The sequence below is a fragment of the Pseudoxanthomonas sp. USHLN014 genome (genome assembly GCF_037153335.1).
Lineage (GTDB): Bacteria > Pseudomonadota > Gammaproteobacteria > Xanthomonadales > Xanthomonadaceae > Pseudoxanthomonas_A > Pseudoxanthomonas_A winnipegensis.
On the sequence record NZ_JBBCKO010000009.1, the window covers coordinates 78,254 to 102,724 of the forward strand.

The window sequence follows — 24,471 nt, forward strand, 5'->3', positions numbered from 1 at the left end:
GGAAACTTGCGCGGGGTGCACTTCAGCGAGCAACAAATGAAACGGGCCTTGATCACCGGCATCACAGGGCAGGATGGTGCCTACCTCGCAGAATTCTTACTCGGGAAAGGTTACGAGGTCCATGGCATCAAGCGACGCTCCTCGTCTTTCAATACGGAGCGCATCGACCATCTTTACCAAGACCCGCACGAGGCCGACCGCAAGTTCACTCTGCACTACGGCGATCTGACCGATGCCACCAACCTGATCCGAATCCTCCAGCAAGTGCAGCCGAGCGAGGTCTACAACCTCGGTGCACAAAGTCATGTGCAGGTGTCGTTCGAGGCGCCGGAGTACACAGCCAATGCTGACGGCATGGGCACCCTTCGCCTGCTGGAGGCAATCCGCATCCTTGGGCTCGACGCGAAGACGCGGTTTTACCAAGCGTCCACGTCCGAGCTTTACGGCAGGGTCGCGGAAATCCCACAGACCGAACGCACGCCGTTCCACCCGCGATCGCCCTACGGTGTCGCCAAGCTCTACGCCTACTGGATCACCGTCAATTATCGCGAGGCGCACGGCTTATATGCCTGTAACGGCATCCTATTCAATCACGAGTCGCCGATTCGTGGGGAGACCTTCGTTACTCGCAAGATCACCCGCGCGCTCACACGTATCCACCTCGGACTGCAGGACTGCCTCTACCTCGGCAACCTCGATGCAAGGCGTGACTGGGGACATGCGCGCGACTACGTGGAGATGCAGTGGCTGATGCTGCAACAACCCGAGCCGGAGGACTACGTCATCGCCACCGGTGTGCAGCACTCCGTGCGGGAGTTCGTAGAACGCGTGGCTGCGCATCTGGGCATCTCTCTTGAATGGCGCGGCGAGGGAGAACGCGAGCACGGCGTCGTCACGGACGCGGCAGACGGGTCGCGAGTCCGGCGTGGCGCATGCATCGTCGCCATCGACCCGCGCTATTACCGCCCAGCCGAAGTAGACACCCTGTTGGGCGACGCCACCAAGGCACGCGAGAAGCTCGGCTGGCAGCCGCGCACCAAATTCGACGACCTGGTTCGCGAGATGGTGCAGGCGGACCTTGCGCTGGCCCGGCGTGACGCGCTGATCGTCCATGCTGGTTATCAAGCGCAGTCACCGCAGGACTGAACCGATGGACATGCGCGCGAGGATCCATGTAGCCGGTCACCGTGGGTTGGTCGGAAGTGCAATCGTGCGACGCCTCCAAGCTGAGGGCGCGGACAATCTACTGCTGAGGACGCGCGAGGAACTTGACCTGACTGACCAAGCCGCCTCTGAGGCGTTCTACGCTTCGGAAAAGCCGGACTATGTGTTTCTTTGCGCTGCTAGGGTAGGTGGAATCCATGCGAACGGCAGTCATCCCGCGCAGTTCATCCGCGACAACCTATCCATCCAAACTAACGTGATCCATTCGGCATGGAAGAACGGGACAAAGAAGCTCCTGTTCTTGGGCTCTTCATGCATTTACCCGAAGTTCGCGGCGCAACCGATCGGCGAGGATGCCCTGCTAACTGGGGCGCTCGAGCCGACAAACCAGGCCTACGCAATTGCCAAGATCGCTGGCCTCGAAATGTGCCGCGCTTACCGCGTCGAACATGGCTTCGACGCGATCGTGGCGATGCCGACCAACCTGTACGGCCCCGGCGATAATTTCCACCCGCAGGACTCGCACGTGGTGCCCGGCCTGATCCGGCGCTTCCACGACGCCAAAGTCGCCGGCATCCCCGAAGTAACGATTTGGGGCACCGGCACTCCGCTGCGGGAGCTGCTGCACGCGGATGACCTTGCGGATGCGCTGGTCTTCCTGATGCGGAACTACAGCGACTCGGAAATGGTCAACATCGGTTCCGGTGAAGAGACGAGCATTGCGGCACTGGCCGAATTGATCGCCGCGGTCGTTGGCTATCGCGGCGTGTTGCGCTTCGACCCTTCGAAACCCGATGGCACGCCGCGCAAGCTACTGGATTCGACGCGAATCGAACGCATGGGCTGGCGAGCGAAGATCAGCCTCCGGGATGGCATACATTCGGCGTTGGCGGACTATGCGGCACGGCACGGGGCAAGATGATGCGCGATCGGCTGCTTCGCCGCCTGCCGGTAGGCGCGCGCGGCGTCGCAGTGCTCCGCACCGGCGCCTATGCGCTCCTCACTAAAGCCTGCGCAGTCGGGAATTTGTTCGTGTCCATGCCCCTCGTGCATGACGCATTAAATCCTTCGGGCTTTGGCGCCTGGGTGACACTGGCGTCCATCGCGACCCTAGGGGCATTCCTCGACTTCGGGCTTGCCAATGGCGCGATGAACCTCGTCGCAGCCGCCCATGCGCGCGAAGACCGCCGTGAAGTCTATAGCCTTGTCCTGGGAGCCTGGCGCATCCTGACCCGGACTGCCGTGCTGCTGTCCCTGGTGGCGCTGGTACTGCTCGCATGCCTGCCATGGAGCGACCTGCTCGGACTTGACAAGGATATGGGCCCGCAGGCACGTGCGGCGGCAGCGGCCACGCTTTTGGCGATGGTCGCGGGTGTGCCCCTCGGGCTGGCGCTTCGAATGCAGTTAGCTATAGGCAGCGCTAAGTCGGGCTACAGGCTCGGCGCAGCCGGGCATGTGTTGGCCTGCATCACCACCATCCTACTTGCGCATCATGGCGCCAGCCTGCCGGTCTTGGTCGCCGCCACGCTCTGGCCGCCGGCCCTCGCGTCGATGGCCAATACGCTGAGGTTCGCACGCCGGTTGAGGGGCTCGACGCCGATCGGCGCGGGCACCAACCAGACGCGGGTGGTGGCAATCCAGCGCGAAGGCTTGCTGTTCTTCGTACTGCAACTGGCCGCGGCGCTCGCCTATGCTTCTGACCTGCCGCTGATTTCCGCACTGGCCGGCGCGGATGAGGCTGGGCGATATGCTGTCGTGCAACGACTTTTCTCGCTGGGACCACTTGCGCTTGGGCTGTTGTGGACACCGCTTTGGCCGGTTTATCGGCAAGCATTTGCACGGCAGGAGTACGCTTGGGCATTCCGCACGCTGCGCCGCTCTGTCGCAGGCGCAATCCTGGCGTCCGCAGGAGTGGCGGCACTGTGCTGGCATTGGTTCGACGCGATTTCCGGCGCGTGGATGCGCGTCTCCGTTTCACCCCGACCAGAGTTGTTGGCCGGCATGGCCGCATGGGCGGTCGCCGACGCGGCGGGAGGCGCCTATGGAACGTTCCTCAACGCAGCCGGAATGTTCCGATTCCTCGTGGTCACCGCCATCCTGTTGTCGGCGGCTACGCTTGCCGCGAAGTTCTGGCTGGTGGCCCATGGCCACATCGCCTTGCTGCCCTGGGCTACGCTAACGTGCTTCTTGCTGATCGATATGATTCCGCTCACCATACTCTGGCCCAGGATGAAGCGGAATCTCCAAGCGAGGGTCTACTGAGATGCGGCATACGTCTATGCGAGCGGCGACTGACGTCGCCATGGCGTTGTTTTCGGCCATCGCCATAAGCTTGCTCCGATCCATCGTGCTCGGGCCCGTCCGTGCACTGGTGAGCCGTTGGGCCTGCCTCCTCAGAACCTTCGAAGGGCCATACCCCGACGGGGCTTCCGTGGCCGTCGCGTCAACCGGTTACGAAAGCCAGAGAGAACTTGAGAGAGTACTATGCGCGAATAGCGCCGTCGTGCGAGGTGACTCCGCGTTCGCGCGCGATTCAGTGCTGTTTCCTGCCACTTCGGAGCCTGCGAGTCAGATCAGTGCGCTGCGCGCATGCAATTCACCGCCCGACGGCCTCCGGATACTCGGCTTCAACCGCGCGTTTGGCAGCTTTTATCACCAAGCCAGACCTTTTCTCAGCGGAATCGATGATGCCCAGGTGATATTCCTCAAACCTAATCCGGCGACGACGGATTCCAGCGAACGGGCCTGCGTGGGGCAGCATGTGTCACGCTCGATTTACCGGGCCCCCTACCCTACATGGTTGTTGCCCGAGGACGATCATTTGGGGACCTCCGCCGGTTCCGACATGGTTTCATCCTGGGAAGTACTGGGCCCACCCTTTATTGTTGTTGGCATTCGCGCGCTTCTGACGGGTGCAACCTTCGCCAGGCGCGCGAAGCGCGGCGGCATCCAGGGAAAAGGGCATGTCTGAAGCGGCCGGGATCGAAAGGATAAGCGACCAAGGGAGGCTTCTTGCGCTGATCATCCGCCGCGAATTTCGCGTCGAGGGGATCGCGTTCTTCACGCCCGGCGACTTTTCCCAGCAACTGGGGTACATGAACCGTCCCAAGAGACACATCATCCCGCCGCACGTGCACAACCCGGTAGCGAGGTCTGTGGAATATACTAAGGAAGTCCTGTTTGTCCGCAGCGGCCGCGTGCGCGTAGACTTCTATAGCGAATCACAGGATTATCTGCGCAGCACCGTGCTCGAAAGCGGCGACGTGATCCTCCTGGCCTTTGGTGGTCACGGCTTCGAGATGTTGGAACCGACCGAGATGATCGAAGTGAAGCAGGGCCCATATTGCGGCGAGCAGGACAAGACACGGTTCGAGCCGGTAAAACCCAGCAATTTGAACTTCGACGGCGGCGAGCCGTGAAACTCCCCCCTGTCCCAGTAAATGAACCATTGCTAGACGGCAATGAACGCCGCTACTTGGTCGAATGCATCGACAGCGGATGGATTTCGTCCGAAGGGCCGTTCGTGCAACGGTTCGAGTCGGAATTCGCAGCGCGCACCGGGCGTAAGCACGGAATTGCGGTGTGCAACGGCACGGCGGCGATAGACGCTGCCATTGATGCGCTCGGGATTGGCCCAGGTGACGAGATCATCCTACCGGCCTTTACCATCATCTCCTGCATCAGCCAGATCGTGCGCGCCGGTGCCACCCCGGTACTGGTCGACAGCGATCCGCTCAGCTGGAACATGGACGCTGCCGCCATCGAGGGCCGTATCACCCCGCGCACCAAGGCCATCATGGTCGTGCATACCTACGGCCTGCCGGTGAACATGGACCCGGTGCTGGATCTCGCTGCGCGCCACGGGCTGAGGGTCATCGAGGACGCCGCCGAAGCGCATGGGCAGACCTATCGAGGACACCCCTGCGGCGGCTTTGGCGACATCAGCACTTTCAGCTTCTACCCGAACAAGCATGTCACCACGGGCGAAGGCGGCATGGTGCTGGTGGACGACGACGCACTCGCCGACACCTGCCGCGAGCTGCGCAATCTTTGTTTCCAGCCCGGACGCCGCTTCGTGCACGAGCGGCTTGGATGGAACATGCGCATGACAAATTTACAGGCGGCGATCGGAGTCGCACAGTTGGAACGACTGGATGACTTCATCCGGCGCAAGATCGCCATGGGCCATCGTTATCGCGAGCTCCTTTCCGGTACGCGCGGACTCCAATTGCCGCTTGCGCGGACAGAATACGCCGAGAACAACTACTGGGTTTTTGGGCTGGTGCTTGATGACGATGTCCCTTTCGATGCCGATGAGGCGATGCGCCGACTCGGGCAGGTGGGGATCGGGACACGCCCGTTCTTCTGCCCAATGCACGAGCAGCCAGTGTTGAGACGAAAGGGCTTGTTCGAACATGACCGCCACCCGGTGGCCGAGAGGCTGTATAGGCGCGGCTTCTACATCCCCAGCGGCCTCGGCTTGGACGCGGAAGAGATCGAACGCGTTGCGGAATGCGTGCGGGATCTACTGCGTTGAGCAAGCCTTTCGACGCTTACGCCGCCTATTACGACCTGCTTTATGCGCAGAAGGACTACGCGGGCGAGGTGGGCTACGTCGACCGCATCATCCGCCAGTACCGGCCAGATGCCCAGTCCCTGCTCGAGCTCGGCTCGGGCACCGGCGGCCACGCCATCCACTTTGCGCAAAAGGGATACGTCGTTCAGGGCATCGACCTCAGCGCTGCGATGATCGCGTTGGCGAAGTCCAAGCGTGTCCCTGCCGGTGCGGCGGCGCCTACCTTCATGGTGGCCGACCTCCGCAGCTTCCGCACCGATCAACGCTTCGATGCGGTGGTGTCGCTCTTCCATGTGATGAGCTACCAAGTCGGGGATGACGATTTGCGCGCAGCGATAGCGACCGCCGCCACTCACCTTGCGCCGGGCGGCGTGTTCGTCTTCGATTGCTGGTACGGGCCTGGCGTCCTTGCCGATCCACCCAGCCAACGTACGCGCAAGCTATCGGGAAACGGCGTCTCCGTCGTGCGCACCGCGCACGCAGACCACTATCCGGACAGGCACCGCGTGGAAGTACGATTCCAGATCGATGTGCGCATCGACAAAACCCATGCCCACATAAACGAATTGCACCCGATGCGTTATTTCTTCGCGAACGAGATCCGGAGCTTCCTCGAAGAGGCCGATCTGCACTGCGTTCGTGCAACTGCATGGGAACGCGAGGATTTCGGCGACGGCCTACCCTGGTACGCCTGCTTCACTGCGATGCGATGAAGCGGATCGGCCTCTATCTTGGTTTCCCGCCGCAAGGGGGGGGCGCATTCCAGTATGCAGCCTCCTTGCTAGTGGCGCTCCGCGCATTGCCCACAGCCGACTATCGCGCAGTGGTAGCGCACGCGCACCCAGCATGGGCCGAAAGACTGCAACGGGACTCCATTGGGATCGAGTCTCATGCGGTCGCGCCAGACCGCCGCGATACCGCTATCCGGCTATTGCTCCGGCTCGGAATGCCCGCGCGTACATGGCGGCGGGCACTTGCCTCACGCATTGGCGGCGTGGAGCGACAATTGACGCGACTGGGGTGCGACATCTGGATTTTCCCGGCGCAGGACTACCTTGCCTATTCGATGCCCGGACCCACGATTGGCACCATTCATGACTTGATGCACCGATACGAACCCAGCTTCCCTGAAGTCTCAGCGCTGGGTCTCTATAGCCGCCGCGAACGGCACTACCTTAATACTTGCAGAAACGCTACTGCAATCCTGGTCGATTCTCAGACAGGAAAGCAGCATGTTCTAGACGCGTACGGCATCGCAGATGACCGAATCCACATATTACCATATGTGGCACCGCCCTACATCCATCAAAGGGACGCCCCGCTCGGATTCGACGAGCGCTATCGCCTGCCCACGCAGTATCTCTTCTATCCGGCCCAGTTCTGGCAGCACAAGAATCATGTCAATCTTATAAGAGCACTTGCGGTTGCCAAGAAAAAATTGCCAGCTCTTTCGCTCGTTCTAGTCGGCTCACCCAAGAACAACAGCAAGGCCATGAAGGAAGAGGTGTATGGCTTAGGAATGTCCAGCGCAGTTACCATTCTCGGATATGTTCCAGACGACGACATGGCCGAACTATACCGGCGCTCCCAGGGCTTGATCATGCCGACCTTTTTCGGCCCCACAAACATTCCTCCCCTGGAAGCGATGGCGACCGGCACTCCAATGGCGCTCTCAGACATCTACGCGATGCGAGAACAATCCAGAGAGGCTGCCATTTACTTCGATCCAGCTTCTGTCGACGCGATCGCTGCAGCGATGATCAAATTGGTGGAGGATGTAAGCACCCGGGGCAGGCTTCTTGCAAATGGCACTGCTCGGAGCGCTGAATTGTCGCAATCCGCTTTCAACGATCGCTTCGCGTCCATCCTCCGAGCGGCCATGCCTCCGTGAAGTTCCTCTTCGTAACTAAGCGCAGCCCACAACAACGCGATCTTTTAGCTCGCCCCTATGGCAGGTTCTATAACTTACCTGTGGAACTTGCACGTCGTGGTCACGAGGTACGCGTGCTACTTTGCAGTCACCATCACCTGCTCTCGGAGCGTCGAGCATTTGAGGGAGTCGAATGTATCAGCCATGACATCCGCTTCCTCGGCCCGATCGGCTTGCGAGACTACCTTTGCAAGGAAGCTCTCGTTTTTGCGCCGGACTGGGTCATCGGCTGTTCTGACGCATGGTACGGGCCGCTAGCGAAACATTTGGCCCGGAAGGTCCATGCGTGCCTCGCCCTTGATGCTTATGACGACTACGAAGCCTATATGCCTTGGAACTGGCCATTGCACCTAGCATGGCGCGATTCGCTTCGAGCGGCTGATCTTGTCACAGCAGCTGGCCCACAGTTGGCGCAGTTGCTCGATCGTCACCGTCACGGCCGCGCACCCACCATCGTTGTGCCCATGGCGGCCGACGCAGTTTTCACTCCCAATGATAAAGCCGAATCCCGCATCGCGCTTGGCCTGCCCGACGGCGCACCATTAGTCGGTTATACGGGGAGCTGGGCTCGCAACCGAGGAACCGATACTTTGCTGGAGGCATTCGAGCTCGTGCGTCAACAACATCCCAGTGTGCGGCTTGTTTTGACAGGAAAGCCACCGAGGTATGCAACCACTCAACCGGGCGTTATTGCGCTGGGCTATGTGGCGGATATGCAGCTACCACTCGTACTTTCTTCGTTGAATGTCGCGTGCGTGATCACCGCAAATTCCAGATTCGGCCGTTTCAGTTATCCGTCAAAGCTTTGCGAAGCTATGGCCTGCAGGATACCTGTAGTTGCAAGTGACTCAGAGCCGGTTCGCTGGATGCTGAAGGATGATGCGCAATCTCTCGTGCCGCAAGGCTCAGCAACCGAGCTCGCAGCTCGGATCGTCGATCAGCTTTCTGAAGGAGCAGCGAACTACCCACCACCTCCCTCGTGGGCCGACAGCGCGGCCATTCTCGAAGAAGCATTGCGCTGCAGTGCGCAATAGGCCCAGCTTCATCATCCGTTAAAAGGCGGCTCCATCCATGACGTGGCGCAACCTAGCGTATAAACTACCAGCAAAATTAGACCACGCGAAGGAGCTCGCGAATTCACGCACACGGTCCGGGCTTGGTTCATCAAGCAAACAACGGCATACAGCCGCAGACAATGCTTTGTAATCCCCTTGCTTCACGACGTATCCGCTAACATGGTCACACACCGCGTCCGTAACCCCTCCAACATCGAATGAAACCGTCGGCAATCCATGTGCGGCGGCCTCGATCGCGACCATACCAAAGCCTTCGACGTCATCCGGGATATGCAGAACAGGGAACACGTGAACGTCAGCTGCCGCATAGGCCTGCGAAAGCGTAATGTCGTTACAGACGCCCAGGCGAATAACATGAGATTCCATACCACTTGATCGAATACTGGCCAACAGTTTTTGAGCTGGGTCAGTGCTGGTTTTCCGCAACGCATTTGGCGCTTCATCGCCGATCAAGATGAGCTTAGTATCGGGATAGACTGAAATGATCGCCGGCAATGCATGAGTGATAAATTCAGCTAACCCCTTGCGTTGAGTCAGTCTTCCGACGCTGAGCAGCAATGGCCCCGCACCAAGTCCGAAACGATCGCGGAAATCTCCGGGGGATATCTCGTCCGGCAGAGCCGTGCCAGGATGCAGCACCGCCACATTACCATGTGCAACCCCGGCGGTGATCGCAAGATTTGCCGTATTAGTACTATTAGCAAGCGCGGCATCGAGTCGCCTCAGAAAAGGCCTCCATATGGCACGGTAGATCGGATGAGATGCCACAATATCTAGACCGTGAACATAAGCAACCGACTTCGCGCCTGCCCTGTGTGCTGCAACTACCACGGCAGGCGCAGTCAGCCCGCTCCCTGCGATCACTACGTCGAATGGTTGAGATGACAGATGCCAAGCAATCTGCAAGGCGCGAAAAAGAAAGATCGACAGGTGTGCAATGGGGACTTCATGCACTGAGATCCTTTCAGGAAGATGCTCGGCGCATCCAAGCGGACCAATCAAGACGAGGTCGAATTCTTCAGCAAGCACTATTGCAAGCTGCTGGTTCAGTCTTTCCATTCCCCCGCGCAAGGGTGGCAGATTGCGCGTGATGAGCAACGCACGCTTTCGACACTTCGAGGTGTCAGTCATTTCGCTTGAACGTCAATGCGGTGATCTGCTCCGAGATCAATCCAATGAGGAATACGATCACCGCGGCACTGAACAACAGCGCGCTCATGTTGGTGAACCTATGCATCGTAGCGAAGGTCCATGCATACCAAGCTAGTCCACCGAACGAGAACGCCAGCGCTATCGGCACGAACAATTTTAACGGCGAGTAGAGTGTGGCGATCTTGAAGATGATCAGCAGAAATCTGATCCCGTCACGCACCGGTTTGATATGACTCTTGCCGATGCGTTTGTGGACCGGGATGGGCTCGTAGGCCACCGCATAGGCGCTGCGGAAGAACGCCATGGTGCTGGTGGTGGGATATGAGAACCCATTGGGAAGCAAGTGCAGGAACTCGCGAAACTTGTCTGCCTTGACGACTCTGAAACCCGACGTCAGATCCATGACTCTGGCGCCGGTCATGCGACTGGCGAGCCAGTTGTAGAAGGTATTCGCCATTCCGCGGTGCACACCGGCCTGTCCGGCCCAATCCCGCGCGCCGACCACCATGTCGTAGCCGTTCTCAAGCCGCGCCAGCAGGCGTGTGATGTGGACCGGGTCGTGCTGGCCGTCCGCGTCCATGAAAACAAGCACATCACCCCGCGCTGCCCGCGTGCCTCGTTTGATCGCGGCCCCATTGCCCATCGAATATGGCGAGCTGACGACTTTTGCACCCGCCTCCAGGGCGAGCTTGGCGGTCTCATCGGTCGAACCGTCGTCGGAGACGATGATTTCCGAGTCCGGCAGCAACGACCGGAGCGCGGCAAGTGTCTTGGGCAAGCCTCCCGCTTCATTCTTGGCGGGAAGGATGACGCTGATCTTCATTCGGGCCCCCTGTCGTCCGCTCAGAGCTTAAAGCATCTACCCACTAAAGCGCCCTCCCCGGGGCGCTCCGGCCTTCGCTGGGGTAAAGTGGAGAAGCTGGCCCGGTTCTTGCAGCTCCACTCATCAATTCACGCAGAATCCTTGTATGAACGCGATCGCGCCCTCCGCCCTGAACGCAAATCTTGTCGGCATCACCGGCATTGCCCGCCGTCTGGTCATGGATGGTGCAATGGAGGAGGGGGCAGCACGGACAGCCATGGCCGAGGCCAGCCAGGCCAGGGTTCCGCTTGCGCAGTGGATCCAGGACAAGAAGCTGGTGAGCCCCGCGCAATTGGCGGCAGCCAACGCCATCGAGTTCGGCATTCCGTTGATGGACGTCTCTGCGTTCGATTCCGCGCAAAATGCCTTGAAGCTGGTCAGCGAGGAGCTGCTGCAAAAGCATCAGGTGCTGCCAATGTTCAAGCGCGGCAACAAGCTGTATGTGGGGGTCTCCGATCCGACGCGCATGCAGGGCTTGGACGAAATCAAGTTCCATACCAACTTGGTGGTCGAGCCCATCCTGGTCGCCGATGACCAGTTGCGTCGCACGCTGGAAACATGGCGAAACGCATCGGACGCTCTGGCTGGCATGGGTGGCGAAGATGAGGACTTCGGCAATTTAGACACCGCAGCGGGCGACGAGGAGAGCGGCGACACCGGCATCGACGCCAAGGGCGAGGACACGCCCGTCGTCAAGTTCGTCAACAAGATGCTGGTCGACGCGATCCGCCGGGGCGCGTCGGACATCCACTTCGAGCCCTACGAGACCGACTACCGCGTGCGCCTGCGCATCGATGGCATCCTCAAGACCGTCGCGCGGGCCCCGCAGAAGCTCAACCAGCGCATCGCCGCGCGCCTGAAGGTCATGTCGCAGCTGGACATCGCCGAAAAGCGCGTTCCGCAGGACGGACGCATCAAGCTCAATCTTTCCAAGACACGTCAGATCGACTTCCGCGTCAGCACCCTGCCGACGCTGTTCGGCGAGAAGATCGTGCTGCGCATCCTGGATGGCAGCGCCGCCAAGCTGGGCATCGACAAGCTGGGCTACGAGGAGGACCAGCAGAAGCTGTTCCTGGATGCCATCCACAAGCCCTACGGCATGGTGCTGGTGACCGGCCCGACCGGCTCCGGCAAAACCGTGTCGCTGTATACAGCGCTGGGAATCCTCAACGACGATACCCGCAACATCTCCACGGCCGAGGACCCGGTCGAAATTCGTCTTCCCGGCGTCAACCAGGTCCAGCAGAACAACAAACGCGGCATGACCTTCGCCGCCGCGCTGCGCTCGTTCCTGCGCCAGGATCCGGACATCATCATGGTCGGCGAAATCCGCGATCTGGAGACGGCCGAGATCGCCGTCAAGGCGGCGCAGACGGGCCACATGGTGCTCTCGACCCTGCACACCAACGATGCACCGCAGACCATTGCGCGCCTGATGAACATGGGCATCGCGCCCTATAACATCACCAGTTCGGTCACCCTGGTCATCGCCCAGCGCCTGGCCCGCCGCCTGTGCACGCGTTGCAAGCGCCCCGCCACCATTCCGGCTAAGGCGCTGCTGGCCGAAGGATTCAGCCAGGCGGAACTGGACGAGGGCCTCAGCGTCTTCGAGGCAGTGGGCTGCGATGAGTGTACCGAGGGTTACAAGGGCCGCGTGGGCATCTACCAGGTCATGCCGATGACCGACGAGATCGCCACGATCATCCTGGAGGGTGGCGGCGCGATCCAGATCGCGGAGGCCGCACAGCGCTCCGGCATCCGCGACCTGCGCCAGTCGGCCCTGTGGAAGGTCAAGCAGGGGCTGACCAGCCTGGCCGAGATCAACCGCGTAACCAAGGACTAGGCGAAGTCCGTCCAGAAGTACGGAGACACTGGACAAATGCCCAGTGGAATCGCGCACTTGCACGTTGTTTTGCCAGCAGAACCCGCTACCATGCGGGTCGAGCTACCCGGCATGGGGATGCCGGCAACTGGGGAACGCACATGGCCGTAAGCCGTTCAGCCGCCAAGAAGTCCGTACCGGTCGCGCGCGACACCAAGCAGCTGATCACCTTCGTTTGGCAAGGGACCGACAAGCGCGGCGTCAAGATGAAGGGCGAACAGGAGGCGCGCAACGCCAACCTGCTTCGTGCCGAGTTGCGCGGCAAGGGCATCACCCCGTCGGTCCTCAAGCCCAAGCCGAAGCCTCTGTTCGGCGCTGCCGGCAAGCCCATCAAGCCGGGCGATATCGCCTTCTTCAGCCGTCAGATGGCAACCATGATGAAATCGGGCGTCCCGATCATCACCTCGCTGGAGATCATCAGCGGCGGCCATAAAAATCCTCGCATGAAGAAGATGCTCGAGGGCATCCGCACGGACATCGAGGGAGGCTCATCGATGACGGAAGCGATCAGCAAGTACCCCGTTCAGTTCGACGAGTTGTACCGCAACCTGGTCCGCGCCGGCGAGGGCGCTGGTGTGCTTGAGACTGTGCTCGACACGGTCGCCACCTACAAGGAGAACCTCGAATCCTTGAAGGGAAAGATCAAGAAGGCGCTCTTCTATCCCGCCATGACCATCGCGGTCGCCTTGATCGTCAGCGCGATCCTGCTGATTTTCGTCGTCCCCCAGTTCCAAGCGGTGTTCGAAAGCTTCGGTGCCGATCTGCCAGCCTTCACGAAGATGATTGTGGCCGCCTCCGACGTGGCCATCTCCTATTGGTGGCTCGCCGTCCTGGTGATCGGCGGAGGGATCTTTGCCTTCATCTTTTTCATGAAGCGATCCTTGAAGTTCCAGCATTTTGTCGATCGTTCTTTGCTCAAGGTGCCCGTCATGGGCAAGATCCTGCATAACAGCGCGATCGCCCGTTTTTCCCGTACCTTGGCGGTGACGTTCAAGGCCGGCGTTCCACTGGTTGAGGCCCTGGATACCGTCGCAGGCGCAACCGGCAACACGCTCTACGAGCAGGCGGTACACCGGATCCGCGATGACGTTGCCGTGGGTTATCCGGTAAACATGGCGATGAAGCAGACCAACCTGTTTCCGCACATGGTGATCCAGATGACGGCCATCGGCGAGGAGGCGGGTGCGCTCGATACGATGCTGTTCAAGGTTGCTGAATACTTCGAACAAGAGGTCAACAACGCGGTCGATGCGCTGAGCAGCCTGATCGAGCCGATGATCATGGTGATTCTTGGTGTCCTGGTCGGCGGCATGGTCATCGGCATGTACTTGCCGATCTTCAAGTTGGGCGCGGCGATCTAAAGCATGGCGTTTCTCGATCAACACCCCGAGCTGGGGTATCCGGTGGTGGGCGCGCTCGGCCTGATGGTCGGCAGCTTCCTCAATGTGGTGATCCTGCGGCTGCCGCGGCGCCTGGAGTGGCAGTGGCGGCGCGATGCCACCGAGATCCTGGAGCAGCCCGATCTGTACGACCCGCCGCCGCCCGGGATCGTGGTCGAGCCTTCGCATTGCCCGCACTGCAAGCACAAGCTGGCCTGGTTTGAGAACATTCCGCTGTTCAGCTGGCTGGCGCTGCGCGGCAAGTGCCGGTACTGCCATACGCCGATTTCGGTGCAGTACCCGGCGGTCGAGCTGCTGGTCGGGCTGCTAGCGGTGCTCTGCGTATGGCGCTTCGGCTTCGGCTGGCAGGGCTTTGGCGCGGCGGTGTTGAGTTGTTTCCTGGTGGCGCTGTCGGGGATCGATCTGCGCACGCGGCTGTTGCCCGATACCTTGACGCTGCCGCTGATGTGGCTGGGGCTGGTCGCCAGCCTGGAGCATCTCTATCTGCCGCCCAAGCCCGCGTTGCTGGGGGCGATGGCGGGCTATGTGTCGCTCTGGTCGGTGTGGTGGCTGTTCAAGCAGCTCACCGGCAAGGAAGGCATGGGCCACGGCGACTTCAAGCTGTTGGCCGCGATCGGCGCATGGGTCGGGTTGCGCGGGATCCTGCCGGTGATCCTGTTCTCCTCGCTGATCGGCGCGGTGGTGGGTGCGGCGTGGCTGGCGACGAAGGGGCGCGACCGCTCGACGCAGATCCCGTTCGGGCCTTATCTGGCCGTGGCCGGATGGGTGGTGTTCTTCTGGGGCGACCAGATCATCGACGGATATCTGCGGCTGTCGGGGCTGCGGTAACGCGGGGCCGATTCGACCCTTGATGATGAAACGCCGGCTCGAAGCCGGCGTTTTTCGTTAGGTGCGCTCAAGTGAGTATGGAGCCCAGGGAGAGCCGCTGGATCCCCGCCTGCGCGGAGATGACGAGCTCACTTTCTGCGCCCCCGGCCGCCATACCGCGCAAAGGCCATCCTCAACGGCAACACAAGGTTCCGCCTCAGCGCAGATCCGCCGACCCTCAACGCCGCAAGCCCGCGCCCTACCCCTTCCACTTCCCCAGCGCCGCCAGCCCGTTCTCCTTCGCGCGCTCCAGCACGATGGCCTGGGCCTTGGCGAAGTTGCCGACCGGATCCTTGGCCCAGTGGGCCAGCGCGGCCTGCTGCATGGCGCGGCCGTAAGAGAAACTCAAAGGCCATGGCAGGTTGCCGAGGCGGTTCATCGCATCCAGGTGCGCGGTGGCGTCCGCGTCGGACTGGCCGCCGGAGAGGAAGACGATGCCCGGCAGGATCGCCGGCACGGTGCTCTTGAGGCACATCACGGTCGACTCGGCGACTTCCTCGATGTCGGCCCGCTCCTCGCAGTCCTGGCCCGGCACGACCATCGAGGCCTTGAGCAGCGTGCCCTCCAGCAGCACGCCCTGATCGTGCAGCGCGCCGAACAGCGAGCGCAGCATCGCCTCGGTGACCTCGTAGCAGACCTGGATATCGTGGTCGCCGTCCATCAGCACTTCCGGCTCGACGATGGCGACCAGGCCCTGCTCCTGGCACAGCGCCGCGTAGCGGGCCAGGGCGTGGGCGTTGACCTCGATGCAGGTGCCGGAGGGGATGTCCTCGCCGATGGTGATCACCGCGCGCCACTTGGCGAAGCGCGCGCCCAGGGCGTAGTAGGCCTTGAGCCGGTCGCGCAGGCCGTCCAGGCCCTCGGTCACCCGTTCACCCGGGCAGCCGGCCAGGGGCGAGGTGCCCTTGTCGACCTTAATGCCGGGGATGACGCCGTGGCTGGCCATGTACTTGGGGAACGGCGTGCCATCCTCGGTGCTCTGGCGCAGGGTCTCCTCGAACAGGATCGCGCCGGAGATGTGATCGCTCAGCCGGGGCGTGGTCAGCAGCAGCTCGCGGTAGCGGCGGCGATGCGCCTCGGTGTTCTCGATGCCGACCGCGGCGAAGCGCTTGCCGATGGTGGCCGTGGATTCGTCGATGGCGATGATGCCCTTGCCGGGGGCGACCAACGCCTGCGCGGTTTCGGCGAGCGATTCGATGCTCATTGGAGCTCCTGGAGAACGCACTGCGAGGGGGCCGCAGTATAGCGGCGCCCCCTCACAGCCCAGGTGCGCTTTAAAGCTCGCCCAGCCCGCTGGCGCGCCCGTCTTCGCCCACTTCCAGCAGGCGCAGGGTGTTGGTGGCGCCGTGGGTCTCCATGTGCTCGCCGCTGGTGAACACCACGCGGTCGCCCGGGCCCAGCGCGCCGGCCTTGACCAGCATCTGGATGCTGGCGCGCGCGGCCTCGCGCGGGACCATGCCGCGGCTGTCGAAGGCGATGGGATGGACGCCGCGCATCAGGGCCATGCGCCGGCGCGCGCCGCCATGGCGCGAGAACGCATAGACCGGCACGGTGGAGCGGAAGCGCGACAGGAAGCCCGCCGTGCCGCCGGATTCGCTCAAGGCCACCACGCCGCCCAGCTTGATGTGCTCGGACAGGAACATCGTGGCCATCGCGATGGCGTGGTCGGCGCGCTGCAGGTTGCGCTGGGCCGCCTCGAAATCGGTGTCCATCGAGAACGAGCGCTCGGCGCCGACGCAGATGCGCGCCATCGCCTCGACCGCGCGCACCGGATAGGTGCCGGCGGCGGTCTCGGCCGAGAGCATCACCGCATCGGTGCCGTCGATGACCGCGTTGGCCACGTCCATGACCTCGGCGCGGGTGGGCAGCGGGCTCTCGACCATCGACTGCAGCATCTGGGTCGCGGTAATGACGACCTTGTTCTGCTCGATCGACTCGCGAATGATCTGCTTCTGCAGGCCAGGCAGCTCGGCATCGCCGATTTCCACGCCCAGGTCGCCGCGCGCGACCATCACCACGTCGCTGGCGCCGACGATCTCCTTCAGGTTCTCGATGGCCTCGGTGCGCTCGATCTTGGACACCAGGAAGGCGTCGCTGCCGTGCTTGCGCGCCAGGCTGCGCGCCTCCTCCATGTCGGCCGCGTTGCGGCAGAAGGAGACGGCGATGAAGTCCACGCCGATGTCGGCGACGATGGCGATCAGCTCGCGGTCGCGGTCGCTGAGCGCACCCAGCGACAGCCCGCCGCCCTGCTTGTTCAGGCCCTTGCGGTCGGACAGCACGCCGTCGTTGAGCACCTGGGTGACGATGCGCTCGCCTTCCACGGCGGTGACGCGCAGCTGCATCATGCCGTCGTCCAGCAGCAGCACATCGCCCGGCGCCACGTCGCCCGGCAGGTCGAGGTAGCTCACGCCGACCTGGGTCTCATCGCCGGCCGGCACGCCTTCGCGCGCGATCAGGTCGAAGCGCGCGCCGGTCTTCAGCTGCACCTTGCCCTGAGCGAAGCGCTCGATGCGGATCTTGGGACCGGGCAGGTCGGCCAGGATGCCCACTTCCAGGCCGAGCTTGTTGGCGGCGCTGCGCACGGCCTCGGCGCGATCGCGCTGGGCCGACGGGTCGCCATGGGAAAAGTTGAGCCGCACCACGTTCACGCCGGCGCGCAGCAGGTCCTCCAGCACGCCGGGCGGGTCGGTGGCAGGGCCGAGGGTGGCCAGGATCTTGGTGCGGCGGGCGTTGGATTGGGTCATGGCGAGGGTCTCCGTCTTGCCGTAAACGCTACCACAGGACTGGTGGTGGTCCGCTTCTGCACTGCAGCATGGAACGGTGTGTCAGCGCTCCACAACACCCATTCCTGGCCAACTCCTTGATGCGAAAGGGTCTTGGCGTCACGAACCTCACGGCGCGAATGATTGAAATGGCTTTGTAATGGTATTCAAATGCGCGGCAGCGCCACACCGAGCGCATCGGCCAGCGCGGATGGCGTCTCGACTACCTGTCCGGCGCCTGCGGCAAGCAGTTCGTCGCGATCGCCGAAGCCCCACAGCACGCCGATGCTGCGCATGGCGTGCGCCGCGGCGCCCTCGATGTCCATGCGGCGGTCGCCGATCATCACGCAGTCGGATGCCGGGACCTGCAGCCGCGTCAGCGCTTCGGTGATCAGGTCGCGCTTGAAGCGGCGGGCCCCGTCGTCGCTGGCGCCGACGATTTCCTCGAACGCCGCGCCGAACGGCAGTGCGCCCAGGATGCGCCGCGCCGCGCGCTCGTTCTTCGAGGTCACCACCGCCAGCCGATGGCCGGCCTGCGCCAGCGCCTCGATGAGCTCAGGAATGCCGGGGTACACCGTCAGCTCGGTCCAGCCCAGCGCGTCGTAACGCTGCCGATAGAGCGCCAGCGCGCGTGCCACCAAATCCTCGTCGCCGAACGCGGCCTGGAAGCTGTCGCGCATCGGCGGCCCGATCCACGCGCGCAGTGCCTCGCGCGATGGCGTCGGCCGCTGCAGGGACGCGAACACATGCGCGATGCCGTTGACGATGCCGGGCTCGGAATCGATCAGCGTGCCATCCAGGTCGAAGAACAGGGTGGGAAGCGGAGTCATGCGGATACCTCGAATAAGAAGCGAAAAGGCCCGGCTTTCCAGGGCCGGGCCTCTGAAGTGACAGCAGCGCGCCGATCAGCTGCCGCGCGCTTCCAGCGCCGCGACCGCCGGCAGGGTCTTGCCTTCCAGGAACTCCAGGAAGGCGCCGCCGCCGGTGGAGATGTAGGACACGTCCTTGGCGATGCCGTACTTGTCCACGGCCGCCAGCGTGTCGCCGCCGCCGGCGATGGAGAACGCCGGCGAGGCGGCGATCGCGCGCGCCAGGGTCTCGGTGCCCTTGCCGAAGGCGTCGAACTCGAACACGCCGACCGGACCGTTCCACACCACCGTGCCGGCTTTGGCGATCAGCGCGGCGTAGGCCTGTGCGGTGTCCGGGCCGATGTCCAGGATCAGGTCATCGGCTTCGACCGCATCGACGCGCTTCACCGTCGCGGGGGCGTCGGGCAGGAACTGCTTGGCCACCACCACATCGGTGGGCAGCGGGATCTCGGCGCCGCGTGCCTTGGCGTCGGCGACGATCTGCTGGGCGGTGCCGATCAGGTCCGGCTCGCACAGCGACTTGCCGACGCTGTAGCCGGCCGCGGCGATGAAGGTGTTGGCGATGCCGCCGCCGACGATCAGCTGGTCGACCTTGCCGACCAGGTTGGACAGCAGCTCGAGCTTGGTCGAGACCTTGCTGCCGGCGACGATGGCCAGCAGCGGCTTGGCCGGGTTGTCCAGCGCCTTGCCCAGGGCATCCAGCTCGGCCATCAGCAGCGGGCCGCCGGCGGCGATGGGCGCGTACTTGATGACGCCGTGGGTGGAGGCCTGGGCGCGGTGCGCGGTGCCGAAGGCATCCATGACGAACACGTCGCACAGCGCGGCGTACTTCTTAGACAGCGTCTCGTCGTCCTTGGCCTCGCCCACGTTCATGCGGCAGTTCTCAAGCAGCACGATCTGGCCGGGCTTGACGTCCACGCCGTCGACCCAGTCGCGCACCAGCTCGACCTTGGTGCCCAGCAAGGCGGTCAGGCGCTCGGCCACCGGCGCCAGCGAATCCTCCTCGCTCCAGGTGCCCTCCTTCGGCCGGCCCAGGTGCGAGGTGACCATCACCGCCGCGCCCTGCTCCAGCGCGGCCTTGAGGGTCGGCACCGAGGCGGTGATGCGCTGTTCGGAGGTGATCTGGCCGTTCTCGATCGGCACGTTGAGATCCTGACGGATCAGCACGCGCTTGCCGGACAGGTCGAGGTCGCTCATGCGGACGATGGTCATGCTTGGGTCCTGTGCAGGGGAAAGATCAGACACCCATTGTCCGCGCTGCGTGGAGGTGCGGCAAACCTACAGCGGCGTTGGGAGGTGCACTGCGCGACGTGTCGGGCCTTGTGCATCGCATCTCGAGCCGCTCACTGGCCACCTTTGTGCCCAAGTGGGCTCTTTCTTCACCGACGCATCTCAGCGCCTTGGCTGCCCTGCTTCGGAAGGGCAGCGGGCCGGCGGGCGGCGGCCGCTTATCCCTCAATCAGGGCATCCTGCCCTGATTCGGGCGCTCGGCTTCCTGCCTCGCTAGGCGCGGCCACCGCCCGCCAGCCCGCTGCCTCGAGCGTCAGGCCACAGGGCTTCGGTTTGCGGGGTCGTTCGAACCCCTCGTTCGCGCAGACCGCGATCAGTGACGGGAAATTAGCGGTTTGAGGGCCCCCTCCCTTGCGCGCAGCGCAGGGGAGGGATGGGGAGGGGTAGTGGCTTTACCGGTCAAGCCACAGAAGCAAGAGCAAAAGCACCCCACCCCGGCCCTCCCCTTCGCCTGCGGCGAAAGGGAGGGGGCAGAGCGCTTGCTCGATACCTTCGAGTTGTAAGAAGTCCTGATCTATTCGCTGCAGAGCCTCGACCCGGGCGGGCGGGCGAAGGGCGGGCCAGATGACACGCGGCGGCGAGTCCGCCGCAGATGGAGGACCGAGTCGAGGAGCCACACCGAGCCGGTCGAGGTTGGTTGGCGAAACGCTTTCGCCCACCTCGCTCACGTCACTCCTGGGTTGACTCCTGCACCGCGGAGACGATCCAAACGAAAAACCCCGCGCTTTCGGCGCGGGGGCTGAGCGCAAGCGGTCGCAGGGCCCACCTCACTCCATATCGAACGAAGTCACCACGCCGCCCTGGATCTGGATGGTGAGCCGCGAGGCGCCATCGGCGCCGGCCGACGCATCGGCGTCGGTACCCGCGCGCGCGGACAGACGATCGGCGGCGTTGGCGCTGCGCTGGGCGCGATAGCTGTTGGAGGCCACTTCGCCACCGACGTTCTTGCCGGTCAGGTCGGAGACATCGCCCAGCACGCCACGCAGCGAGCCCACCATCTTGCCGAAGCCAGAGCCGGCCGAAGCCGCGGGCTTCTTGGCCGCGCCCTTGATGTACACGTAGGTCTCGGAGGCGCCGCCGGACGAGCTCAGCTTGGCCTTCTTTGAAGTCGGCTCGCCGAAGCTTTCCAGCACCTGGGCCTTGGTCGTCTTGCCGGCCACCAGGTGGCCCTGCACGTAATCGATGTCGAAGATGTCGGCCGTCTGCGCCCATGCACCCGGCGCCATCAGCACGGCGGCCACTGCAATCAGGCCGCTTCCAAACCATTGCTTGATCTTCATGAAACACTTACCCCTTGAGTGAAATTCGCTTCCCTGCCCACGGCACGGGCCGTTGGACGATCCGCGGGTGATTGATAGCACGACACCCGGCCCGAAAAAAGAGACCCGCACCCCTGCTCGCGCTCCCCCCGGGCTCCATCGTCCCCTCCGCCGAGCGGACCTACCCGTTTCCCGTGACCGCATCAAGACAAAGGGCGCCCGAAAGGCGCCCTTGTCCTGAATCGCGCGGCTTACTTGCCCGCGACGACCTTGACCATCTCCAGGCACTTGTTGGAGTAGCCCCATTCGTTGTCGTACCAGGACACCAGCTTGACGAAGGTGGAGTCCAGGGCGATGCCGGCCTCGGCATCGAAGACCGAGGTCCGGGTCTCGCCGCGGAAGTCGGTGGCCACGACCTTGTCCTCGGTGTAGCCCAGCACGCCCTTCAGCGCGCCCTCGCTCTGGGCCTTCATCTCGGCACAGATCTCGGCATAGGTGGCCGGCTTTTCCAGCTCGCAGGTCAGGTCCACCACCGACACGTCGGAGGTCGGCACGCGGAAGCTCATGCCGGTCAGCTTCTTGTTGAGCTCCGGGATCACCACGCCCACGGCCTTGGCCGCGCCGGTGGACGAGGGAATGATGTTCTCCAGGATGCCGCGGCCGCCGCGCCAGTCCTTGTTGGACGGGCCGTCGACGGTCTTCTGCGTGGCGGTGGCGGCGTGCACGGTGGTCATCAGGCCGCGCTTGATGCCCCACTTGTCATTGATGACCTTGGCCAGCGGCGCCAGGCAGTTGGTGGTGCACGAGGCGTTGGAGATGATCGCCTGGCCGGCGTAGGTCTTGTCGTTGACGCCGAAGACGAACATCGGCGTGTCGTCCTTGGACGGCGCGGACAGGATGACCTTCTTGGCGCCGGCGTCCAGGTGCTTCTGCGCGCCTTCCTTGGTCAGGAAGATGCCGGTGGACTCGATGACCACCTCGGCGCCCACCTCGTCCCACTTCAGCGCGGCCGGGTCGCGTTCGGCGGTCAGGCGGATCTTCTTGCCGTTGACGATCAGCGTGGTGCCCTCGACCGAGATGGTGCCCTCAAAGCGCCCGTGCACCGAGTCGTACTGCAGCATGTAGGCCAGGTAGTCGGGTTCGAGCAGGTCGTTGATGGCGACGATCTCGATCTCGCCCTCGAAATTCTGCACGGCCGAACGCAGCACATTGCGGCCGATGCGGCCGAAGCCGTTGATGCCTACCTTGATGCTCATTGCTGGAGGACTCCTGTAAGCGGCACGCGGGTGCGCGACGCGGCGGTGAAGGGGTCCGCATTCTAGCAGCGCGCCCCGTTGCCGCCGGGTCGTGACCCGCGCCGGGCTGAACCCGGCGGCGATCCCAGGACGACAGCCGCCCGCCGTGCGCCTTGATCCGGATCAAGGCGGGCGCCCAGGCCCGGTTGGAGCATGTGCGCCACACACAACGGAGTCTCATCGTCATGCGCAAGTCCCTCCTCCCCTGCCTGCTCGCCCTGGCCCTGGGCGGCGTCTGCCTCCAGGCCGCTGCCCAGTCGCGCGGCGATTTCACCGTCGGCGTCGGCATCCACCAGGTCAATCCGAAGTCGGACAACGGCAAGCTGGCCGGCGGCACGCTGCCGGTCAGCGTGGACAGCAGCACCCGCCCCAGCGTCACCGGCGAGTACTTCGTGGCCGACAACCTGGGCATCGAGGTGCTGGCCGCCTGGCCGTTCCAGCACGACATCAACATCAAGGGCCTGGGCAAGGTCGGCACCACCAAGCAGCTGCCGCCGGTGGTGTCGCTGCAGTACCACTTCAACAGCGCCGGCAAGGTGTCGCCGTTCGTGGGGCTGGGCGTGAACTACACCAAGTTCTTCAGCACCGACGCCAAGGGCGCCCTGGCTGGCAGCGACCTGGATCTGGGCGACTCCTGGGGCCTGGCCGCGCACGCCGGCCTGGACTTCGCGCTGAGCGCGCGCAGCGCCCTGCGCGTGGACGTGCGCTGGGCCGATATCGACACCAAGGTCAAGCTCAACGGGGCCAAGCTGGGCACGGCCAACATCGATCCGATGGTCTACGGCGCCGCCTGGGTGTACCGCTTCTGAGCCAGCCTGCGATGCGCGCGGGCCGGCAGCGTACGCACGCAGCGCGGGCCGGATGGGGACCGGCCAGGGAGGCCGGGTGTGTCGCCGCCACGGAGGGCGGTTCAGGCGCGTCGCCGCGCGGAGGTGACATCGAGCCGGCGCGCAGGCGCGGGTATCATCCGGGCCCTCGTGCTTCGAAAGCCGGATGCTGCGTGTTGAAGATCCCGTTCGTGCGGCCGCTGGCCGCGCTGCTGTCCCTGAGCCTGTTGGCTTGCCCCGTGTCCGCTCTGGCCTGGGGCCGCACCGGCCATCGGCTAGTGGCCGAGCTGGCCGAGCCCGACCTCACCGCGCAGACGCGCGCGCAGATCGACGCCCTGCTGGCGCTGGAGCCCGGCGCGACGCTGCCCGGCATCGCCAGTTGGCCCGACGAACTGCGCGAATCCGACCCTAACCTGGGCAAGCGCACCGCCGCCTGGCATTACGTCAACCTGGGTGAGGACGACTGCCATTACGACCCGCCGCGCGACTGCCGCAACGGCGACTGCACGATCGCCGCGCTCACCGCGCAGACCAAGCTGCTGGCCGACCGCAGCGCACCGGCCGCCGCCCGCCTGCAGGCGCTGAAGTTCGTCGTGCATCTGGTCGGCGATGCCCACCAGCCGCTGCACGCCGGCTTCGCCCGCGACAAGGGCGGCAACACCGTGCAGATCAACGTGGACGGCCAGGGCAGCAATCTGCATTCGCTGTGGGACAGCGGGCTGCTGCGCCGCACCGGCCTGGACGAGGACGCGCTGCTGGCGCAGATCCGCGCCCTGCCCCGGCCCGCGCCCGGCGCCGGCACCGGCTTCCCGCCGGACGCGACCTCGTGGGCCGAGGCGTCCTGCCGCATCGTCCGCTCGCCGGGGTTCTACCCGGCCCGGGCCAAGCTGGACCCGGCCTACTTCACCACCTGGACACCGGTGGCCGAGCAGCAGCTGCGTCTGGCCGGCGTGCGCCTGGCGGCTGTGCTGAACGCGGCGCTGGGGCAGGCGCAGGGCGGCTGACGAAAGCTTCTTGTCGTGAGCGCGCGAAACGCAGAGATTTGGGCGCGCCACTTCAAGGTCGCTCGCCGCCTCGCAAAGTTGGTCGGCTCCCAATGATGCGCCCCCTCCCTTGCGCGCAGCGCAGGGGAGGGTTGGGGAGGGGTTGGCTTTTGTCTTTGCCGTTGCTCCTAGCGCTTGCGGGCGCTGTGCTGTCAGCACTTGCTGCTTTTCGCCTCCCTTAGCTTTACCGCGAAAAGCACCCCTCCCCAACCCTCCC

General features: G+C 63.7%; 22 protein-coding genes. 14 read left to right on the forward strand and 8 right to left on the reverse strand.

Annotation, left to right across the window (positions count from 1 at the left end; translation table 11 throughout):
* Positions 1–36: 36 nt before the first annotated feature.
* From gmd to WFQ05_RS15850, 9 genes are all read left to right on the forward strand, one after another.
* Entirely contained in the window at positions 37–1,146 is a 1,110-nt protein-coding gene (gene gmd / locus WFQ05_RS15810) for a GDP-mannose 4,6-dehydratase (RefSeq protein ID WP_337054567.1), read from the forward strand.
* A gap of 4 nt (positions 1,147–1,150) precedes the next feature.
* Positions 1,151–2,086 (forward strand): GDP-L-fucose synthase, encoded by a 936-nt coding sequence (locus tag WFQ05_RS15815; protein ID WP_337054502.1) that lies wholly within the window; start codon positions 1,151–1,153, stop codon positions 2,084–2,086.
* Positions 2,086–3,426: an oligosaccharide flippase family protein gene (locus tag WFQ05_RS15820; protein ID WP_337054503.1), complete on the forward strand. Its 1,341-nt coding sequence runs from the start codon at positions 2,086–2,088 to the stop codon at positions 3,424–3,426. The genes WFQ05_RS15815 and WFQ05_RS15820 overlap by 1 nt, the downstream gene beginning before the upstream one ends.
* A 274-nt stretch (positions 3,427–3,700) precedes the next feature.
* A complete protein-coding gene (locus WFQ05_RS15825; RefSeq protein WP_337054504.1) occupies positions 3,701–4,135 on the forward strand; it encodes a hypothetical protein in 435 nt (144 codons plus the stop codon).
* A complete protein-coding gene (locus WFQ05_RS15830) occupies positions 4,128–4,583 on the forward strand; it encodes a hypothetical protein (RefSeq protein ID WP_337054505.1) in 456 nt (151 codons plus the stop codon). Before WFQ05_RS15825 ends, WFQ05_RS15830 begins: the two co-directional genes overlap by 8 nt.
* Complete coding sequence (locus tag WFQ05_RS15835; RefSeq protein WP_337054506.1) at positions 4,580–5,701, forward strand: DegT/DnrJ/EryC1/StrS family aminotransferase; 1,122 nt, start codon at positions 4,580–4,582, stop codon at positions 5,699–5,701. The genes WFQ05_RS15830 and WFQ05_RS15835 overlap by 4 nt, the downstream gene beginning before the upstream one ends.
* The gene (locus tag WFQ05_RS15840; protein WP_337054507.1) at positions 5,698–6,453 is read left to right on the forward strand and encodes a methyltransferase domain-containing protein; all 756 of its coding nucleotides are present in this window, start codon (positions 5,698–5,700) and stop codon (positions 6,451–6,453) included. The genes WFQ05_RS15835 and WFQ05_RS15840 overlap by 4 nt, the downstream gene beginning before the upstream one ends.
* Complete coding sequence (locus WFQ05_RS15845) at positions 6,450–7,631, forward strand: glycosyltransferase family 1 protein (protein ID WP_337054508.1); 1,182 nt, start codon at positions 6,450–6,452, stop codon at positions 7,629–7,631. Before WFQ05_RS15840 ends, WFQ05_RS15845 begins: the two co-directional genes overlap by 4 nt.
* Positions 7,628–8,704, forward strand: a complete 1,077-nt coding sequence (locus WFQ05_RS15850) for a glycosyltransferase (RefSeq protein ID WP_337054509.1) — start codon at positions 7,628–7,630, stop codon at positions 8,702–8,704. The genes WFQ05_RS15845 and WFQ05_RS15850 overlap by 4 nt, the downstream gene beginning before the upstream one ends.
* 18 nt (positions 8,705–8,722) lie before the next feature.
* Here WFQ05_RS15850 and WFQ05_RS15855 read toward each other — a convergent pair whose 3' ends face one another.
* Positions 8,723–9,877 (reverse strand): glycosyltransferase family 4 protein, encoded by a 1,155-nt coding sequence (locus WFQ05_RS15855; protein ID WP_337054510.1) that lies wholly within the window; start codon positions 9,875–9,877, stop codon positions 8,723–8,725.
* Positions 9,870–10,721 carry a glycosyltransferase family 2 protein gene (locus WFQ05_RS15860; RefSeq protein WP_337054511.1) on the reverse strand — a complete coding sequence of 284 codons (852 nt, stop codon included), beginning with the start codon at positions 10,719–10,721 and terminating at the stop codon, positions 9,870–9,872. Before WFQ05_RS15860 ends, WFQ05_RS15855 begins: the two co-directional genes overlap by 8 nt.
* Before the next feature lie 145 nt (positions 10,722–10,866).
* Between WFQ05_RS15860 and pilB the strand changes: the two genes are divergently transcribed.
* From pilB to WFQ05_RS15875, 3 genes are all read left to right on the forward strand, one after another.
* On the forward strand, positions 10,867–12,603 hold the full coding sequence (gene pilB, locus WFQ05_RS15865; protein ID WP_337054512.1) for a type IV-A pilus assembly ATPase PilB: 1,737 nt from the start codon (positions 10,867–10,869) through the stop codon (positions 12,601–12,603).
* A gap of 140 nt (positions 12,604–12,743) precedes the next feature.
* A complete protein-coding gene (locus WFQ05_RS15870) occupies positions 12,744–14,003 on the forward strand; it encodes a type II secretion system F family protein (RefSeq protein ID WP_337054513.1) in 1,260 nt (419 codons plus the stop codon).
* Between the two features lie 3 nt (positions 14,004–14,006).
* A complete protein-coding gene (locus WFQ05_RS15875) occupies positions 14,007–14,870 on the forward strand; it encodes an A24 family peptidase (RefSeq protein WP_130523577.1) in 864 nt (287 codons plus the stop codon).
* Positions 14,871–15,108: 238 nt separating this feature from the next.
* On the opposite strand, the gene WFQ05_RS15880 is transcribed toward WFQ05_RS15875, so the two are convergent.
* The 6 genes from WFQ05_RS15880 to gap all read right to left on the reverse strand — a co-directional run bounded on the left by WFQ05_RS15880 (position 15,109) and on the right by gap (position 22,345).
* Positions 15,109–16,113, reverse strand: coding sequence for a class I fructose-bisphosphate aldolase (locus WFQ05_RS15880; protein WP_337054514.1), 1,005 nt, complete (start codon positions 16,111–16,113; stop codon positions 15,109–15,111).
* A gap of 70 nt (positions 16,114–16,183) precedes the next feature.
* Entirely contained in the window at positions 16,184–17,653 is a 1,470-nt protein-coding gene (pyk, locus tag WFQ05_RS15885; RefSeq protein ID WP_130523576.1) for a pyruvate kinase, read from the reverse strand.
* A 185-nt stretch (positions 17,654–17,838) separates the two neighbouring features.
* A complete protein-coding gene (locus WFQ05_RS15890; protein ID WP_337054515.1) occupies positions 17,839–18,501 on the reverse strand; it encodes an HAD-IA family hydrolase in 663 nt (220 codons plus the stop codon).
* A gap of 75 nt (positions 18,502–18,576) precedes the next feature.
* Positions 18,577–19,752 carry a phosphoglycerate kinase gene (locus tag WFQ05_RS15895; RefSeq protein ID WP_130519304.1) on the reverse strand — a complete coding sequence of 392 codons (1,176 nt, stop codon included), beginning with the start codon at positions 19,750–19,752 and terminating at the stop codon, positions 18,577–18,579.
* 845 nt (positions 19,753–20,597) lie between these two features.
* Positions 20,598–21,110, reverse strand: a complete 513-nt coding sequence (locus WFQ05_RS15900; RefSeq protein WP_130520191.1) for a hypothetical protein — start codon at positions 21,108–21,110, stop codon at positions 20,598–20,600.
* A 230-nt stretch (positions 21,111–21,340) separates the two neighbouring features.
* The gene (gap, locus tag WFQ05_RS15905; RefSeq protein ID WP_130520189.1) at positions 21,341–22,345 is read right to left on the reverse strand and encodes a type I glyceraldehyde-3-phosphate dehydrogenase; all 1,005 of its coding nucleotides are present in this window, start codon (positions 22,343–22,345) and stop codon (positions 21,341–21,343) included.
* A 224-nt stretch (positions 22,346–22,569) separates the two neighbouring features.
* On the opposite strand from gap, the gene WFQ05_RS15910 reads away from it, so the two are divergent.
* Together WFQ05_RS15910 and WFQ05_RS15915 are read left to right on the forward strand one after the other, a co-directional pair.
* On the forward strand, positions 22,570–23,193 hold the full coding sequence (locus tag WFQ05_RS15910) for an OmpW family outer membrane protein (RefSeq protein WP_130523572.1): 624 nt from the start codon (positions 22,570–22,572) through the stop codon (positions 23,191–23,193).
* A 194-nt stretch (positions 23,194–23,387) separates the two neighbouring features.
* Complete coding sequence (locus WFQ05_RS15915; RefSeq protein ID WP_337054568.1) at positions 23,388–24,215, forward strand: S1/P1 nuclease; 828 nt, start codon at positions 23,388–23,390, stop codon at positions 24,213–24,215.
* Positions 24,216–24,471: the final 256 nt, after the last annotated feature.

What these genes read in the sequence shown, in the direction of transcription:
- WFQ05_RS15820 (WP_337054503.1), top strand. Translation starts at nt 2,086, where the DNA reads ATGCGCGATCGGCTGCTTCGCCGCCTGCCGGTAGGCGCGCGCGGCGTC.
- WFQ05_RS15860 (WP_337054511.1), bottom strand. Translation starts at nt 10,721, where the DNA reads ATGAAGATCAGCGTCATCCTTCCCGCCAAGAATGAAGCGGGAGGCTTG.
- gmd (WP_337054567.1), top strand. Translation starts at nt 37, where the DNA reads ATGAAACGGGCCTTGATCACCGGCATCACAGGGCAGGATGGTGCCTAC.
- WFQ05_RS15875 (WP_130523577.1), top strand. Translation starts at nt 14,007, where the DNA reads ATGGCGTTTCTCGATCAACACCCCGAGCTGGGGTATCCGGTGGTGGGC.
- WFQ05_RS15815 (WP_337054502.1), top strand. Translation starts at nt 1,151, where the DNA reads ATGGACATGCGCGCGAGGATCCATGTAGCCGGTCACCGTGGGTTGGTC.
- WFQ05_RS15910 (WP_130523572.1), top strand. Translation starts at nt 22,570, where the DNA reads ATGCGCAAGTCCCTCCTCCCCTGCCTGCTCGCCCTGGCCCTGGGCGGC.
- WFQ05_RS15830 (WP_337054505.1), top strand. Translation starts at nt 4,128, where the DNA reads ATGTCTGAAGCGGCCGGGATCGAAAGGATAAGCGACCAAGGGAGGCTT.
- WFQ05_RS15870 (WP_337054513.1), top strand. Translation starts at nt 12,744, where the DNA reads ATGGCCGTAAGCCGTTCAGCCGCCAAGAAGTCCGTACCGGTCGCGCGC.
- WFQ05_RS15855 (WP_337054510.1), bottom strand. Translation starts at nt 9,877, where the DNA reads ATGACTGACACCTCGAAGTGTCGAAAGCGTGCGTTGCTCATCACGCGC.
- WFQ05_RS15900 (WP_130520191.1), bottom strand. Translation starts at nt 21,110, where the DNA reads ATGAAGATCAAGCAATGGTTTGGAAGCGGCCTGATTGCAGTGGCCGCC.
- pyk (WP_130523576.1), bottom strand. Translation starts at nt 17,653, where the DNA reads ATGACCCAATCCAACGCCCGCCGCACCAAGATCCTGGCCACCCTCGGC.
- WFQ05_RS15845 (WP_337054508.1), top strand. Translation starts at nt 6,450, where the DNA reads ATGAAGCGGATCGGCCTCTATCTTGGTTTCCCGCCGCAAGGGGGGGGC.
- pilB (WP_337054512.1), top strand. Translation starts at nt 10,867, where the DNA reads ATGAACGCGATCGCGCCCTCCGCCCTGAACGCAAATCTTGTCGGCATC.
- WFQ05_RS15890 (WP_337054515.1), bottom strand. Translation starts at nt 18,501, where the DNA reads ATGACTCCGCTTCCCACCCTGTTCTTCGACCTGGATGGCACGCTGATC.
- WFQ05_RS15895 (WP_130519304.1), bottom strand. Translation starts at nt 19,752, where the DNA reads ATGACCATCGTCCGCATGAGCGACCTCGACCTGTCCGGCAAGCGCGTG.
- WFQ05_RS15880 (WP_337054514.1), bottom strand. Translation starts at nt 16,113, where the DNA reads ATGAGCATCGAATCGCTCGCCGAAACCGCGCAGGCGTTGGTCGCCCCC.
- gap (WP_130520189.1), bottom strand. Translation starts at nt 22,345, where the DNA reads ATGAGCATCAAGGTAGGCATCAACGGCTTCGGCCGCATCGGCCGCAAT.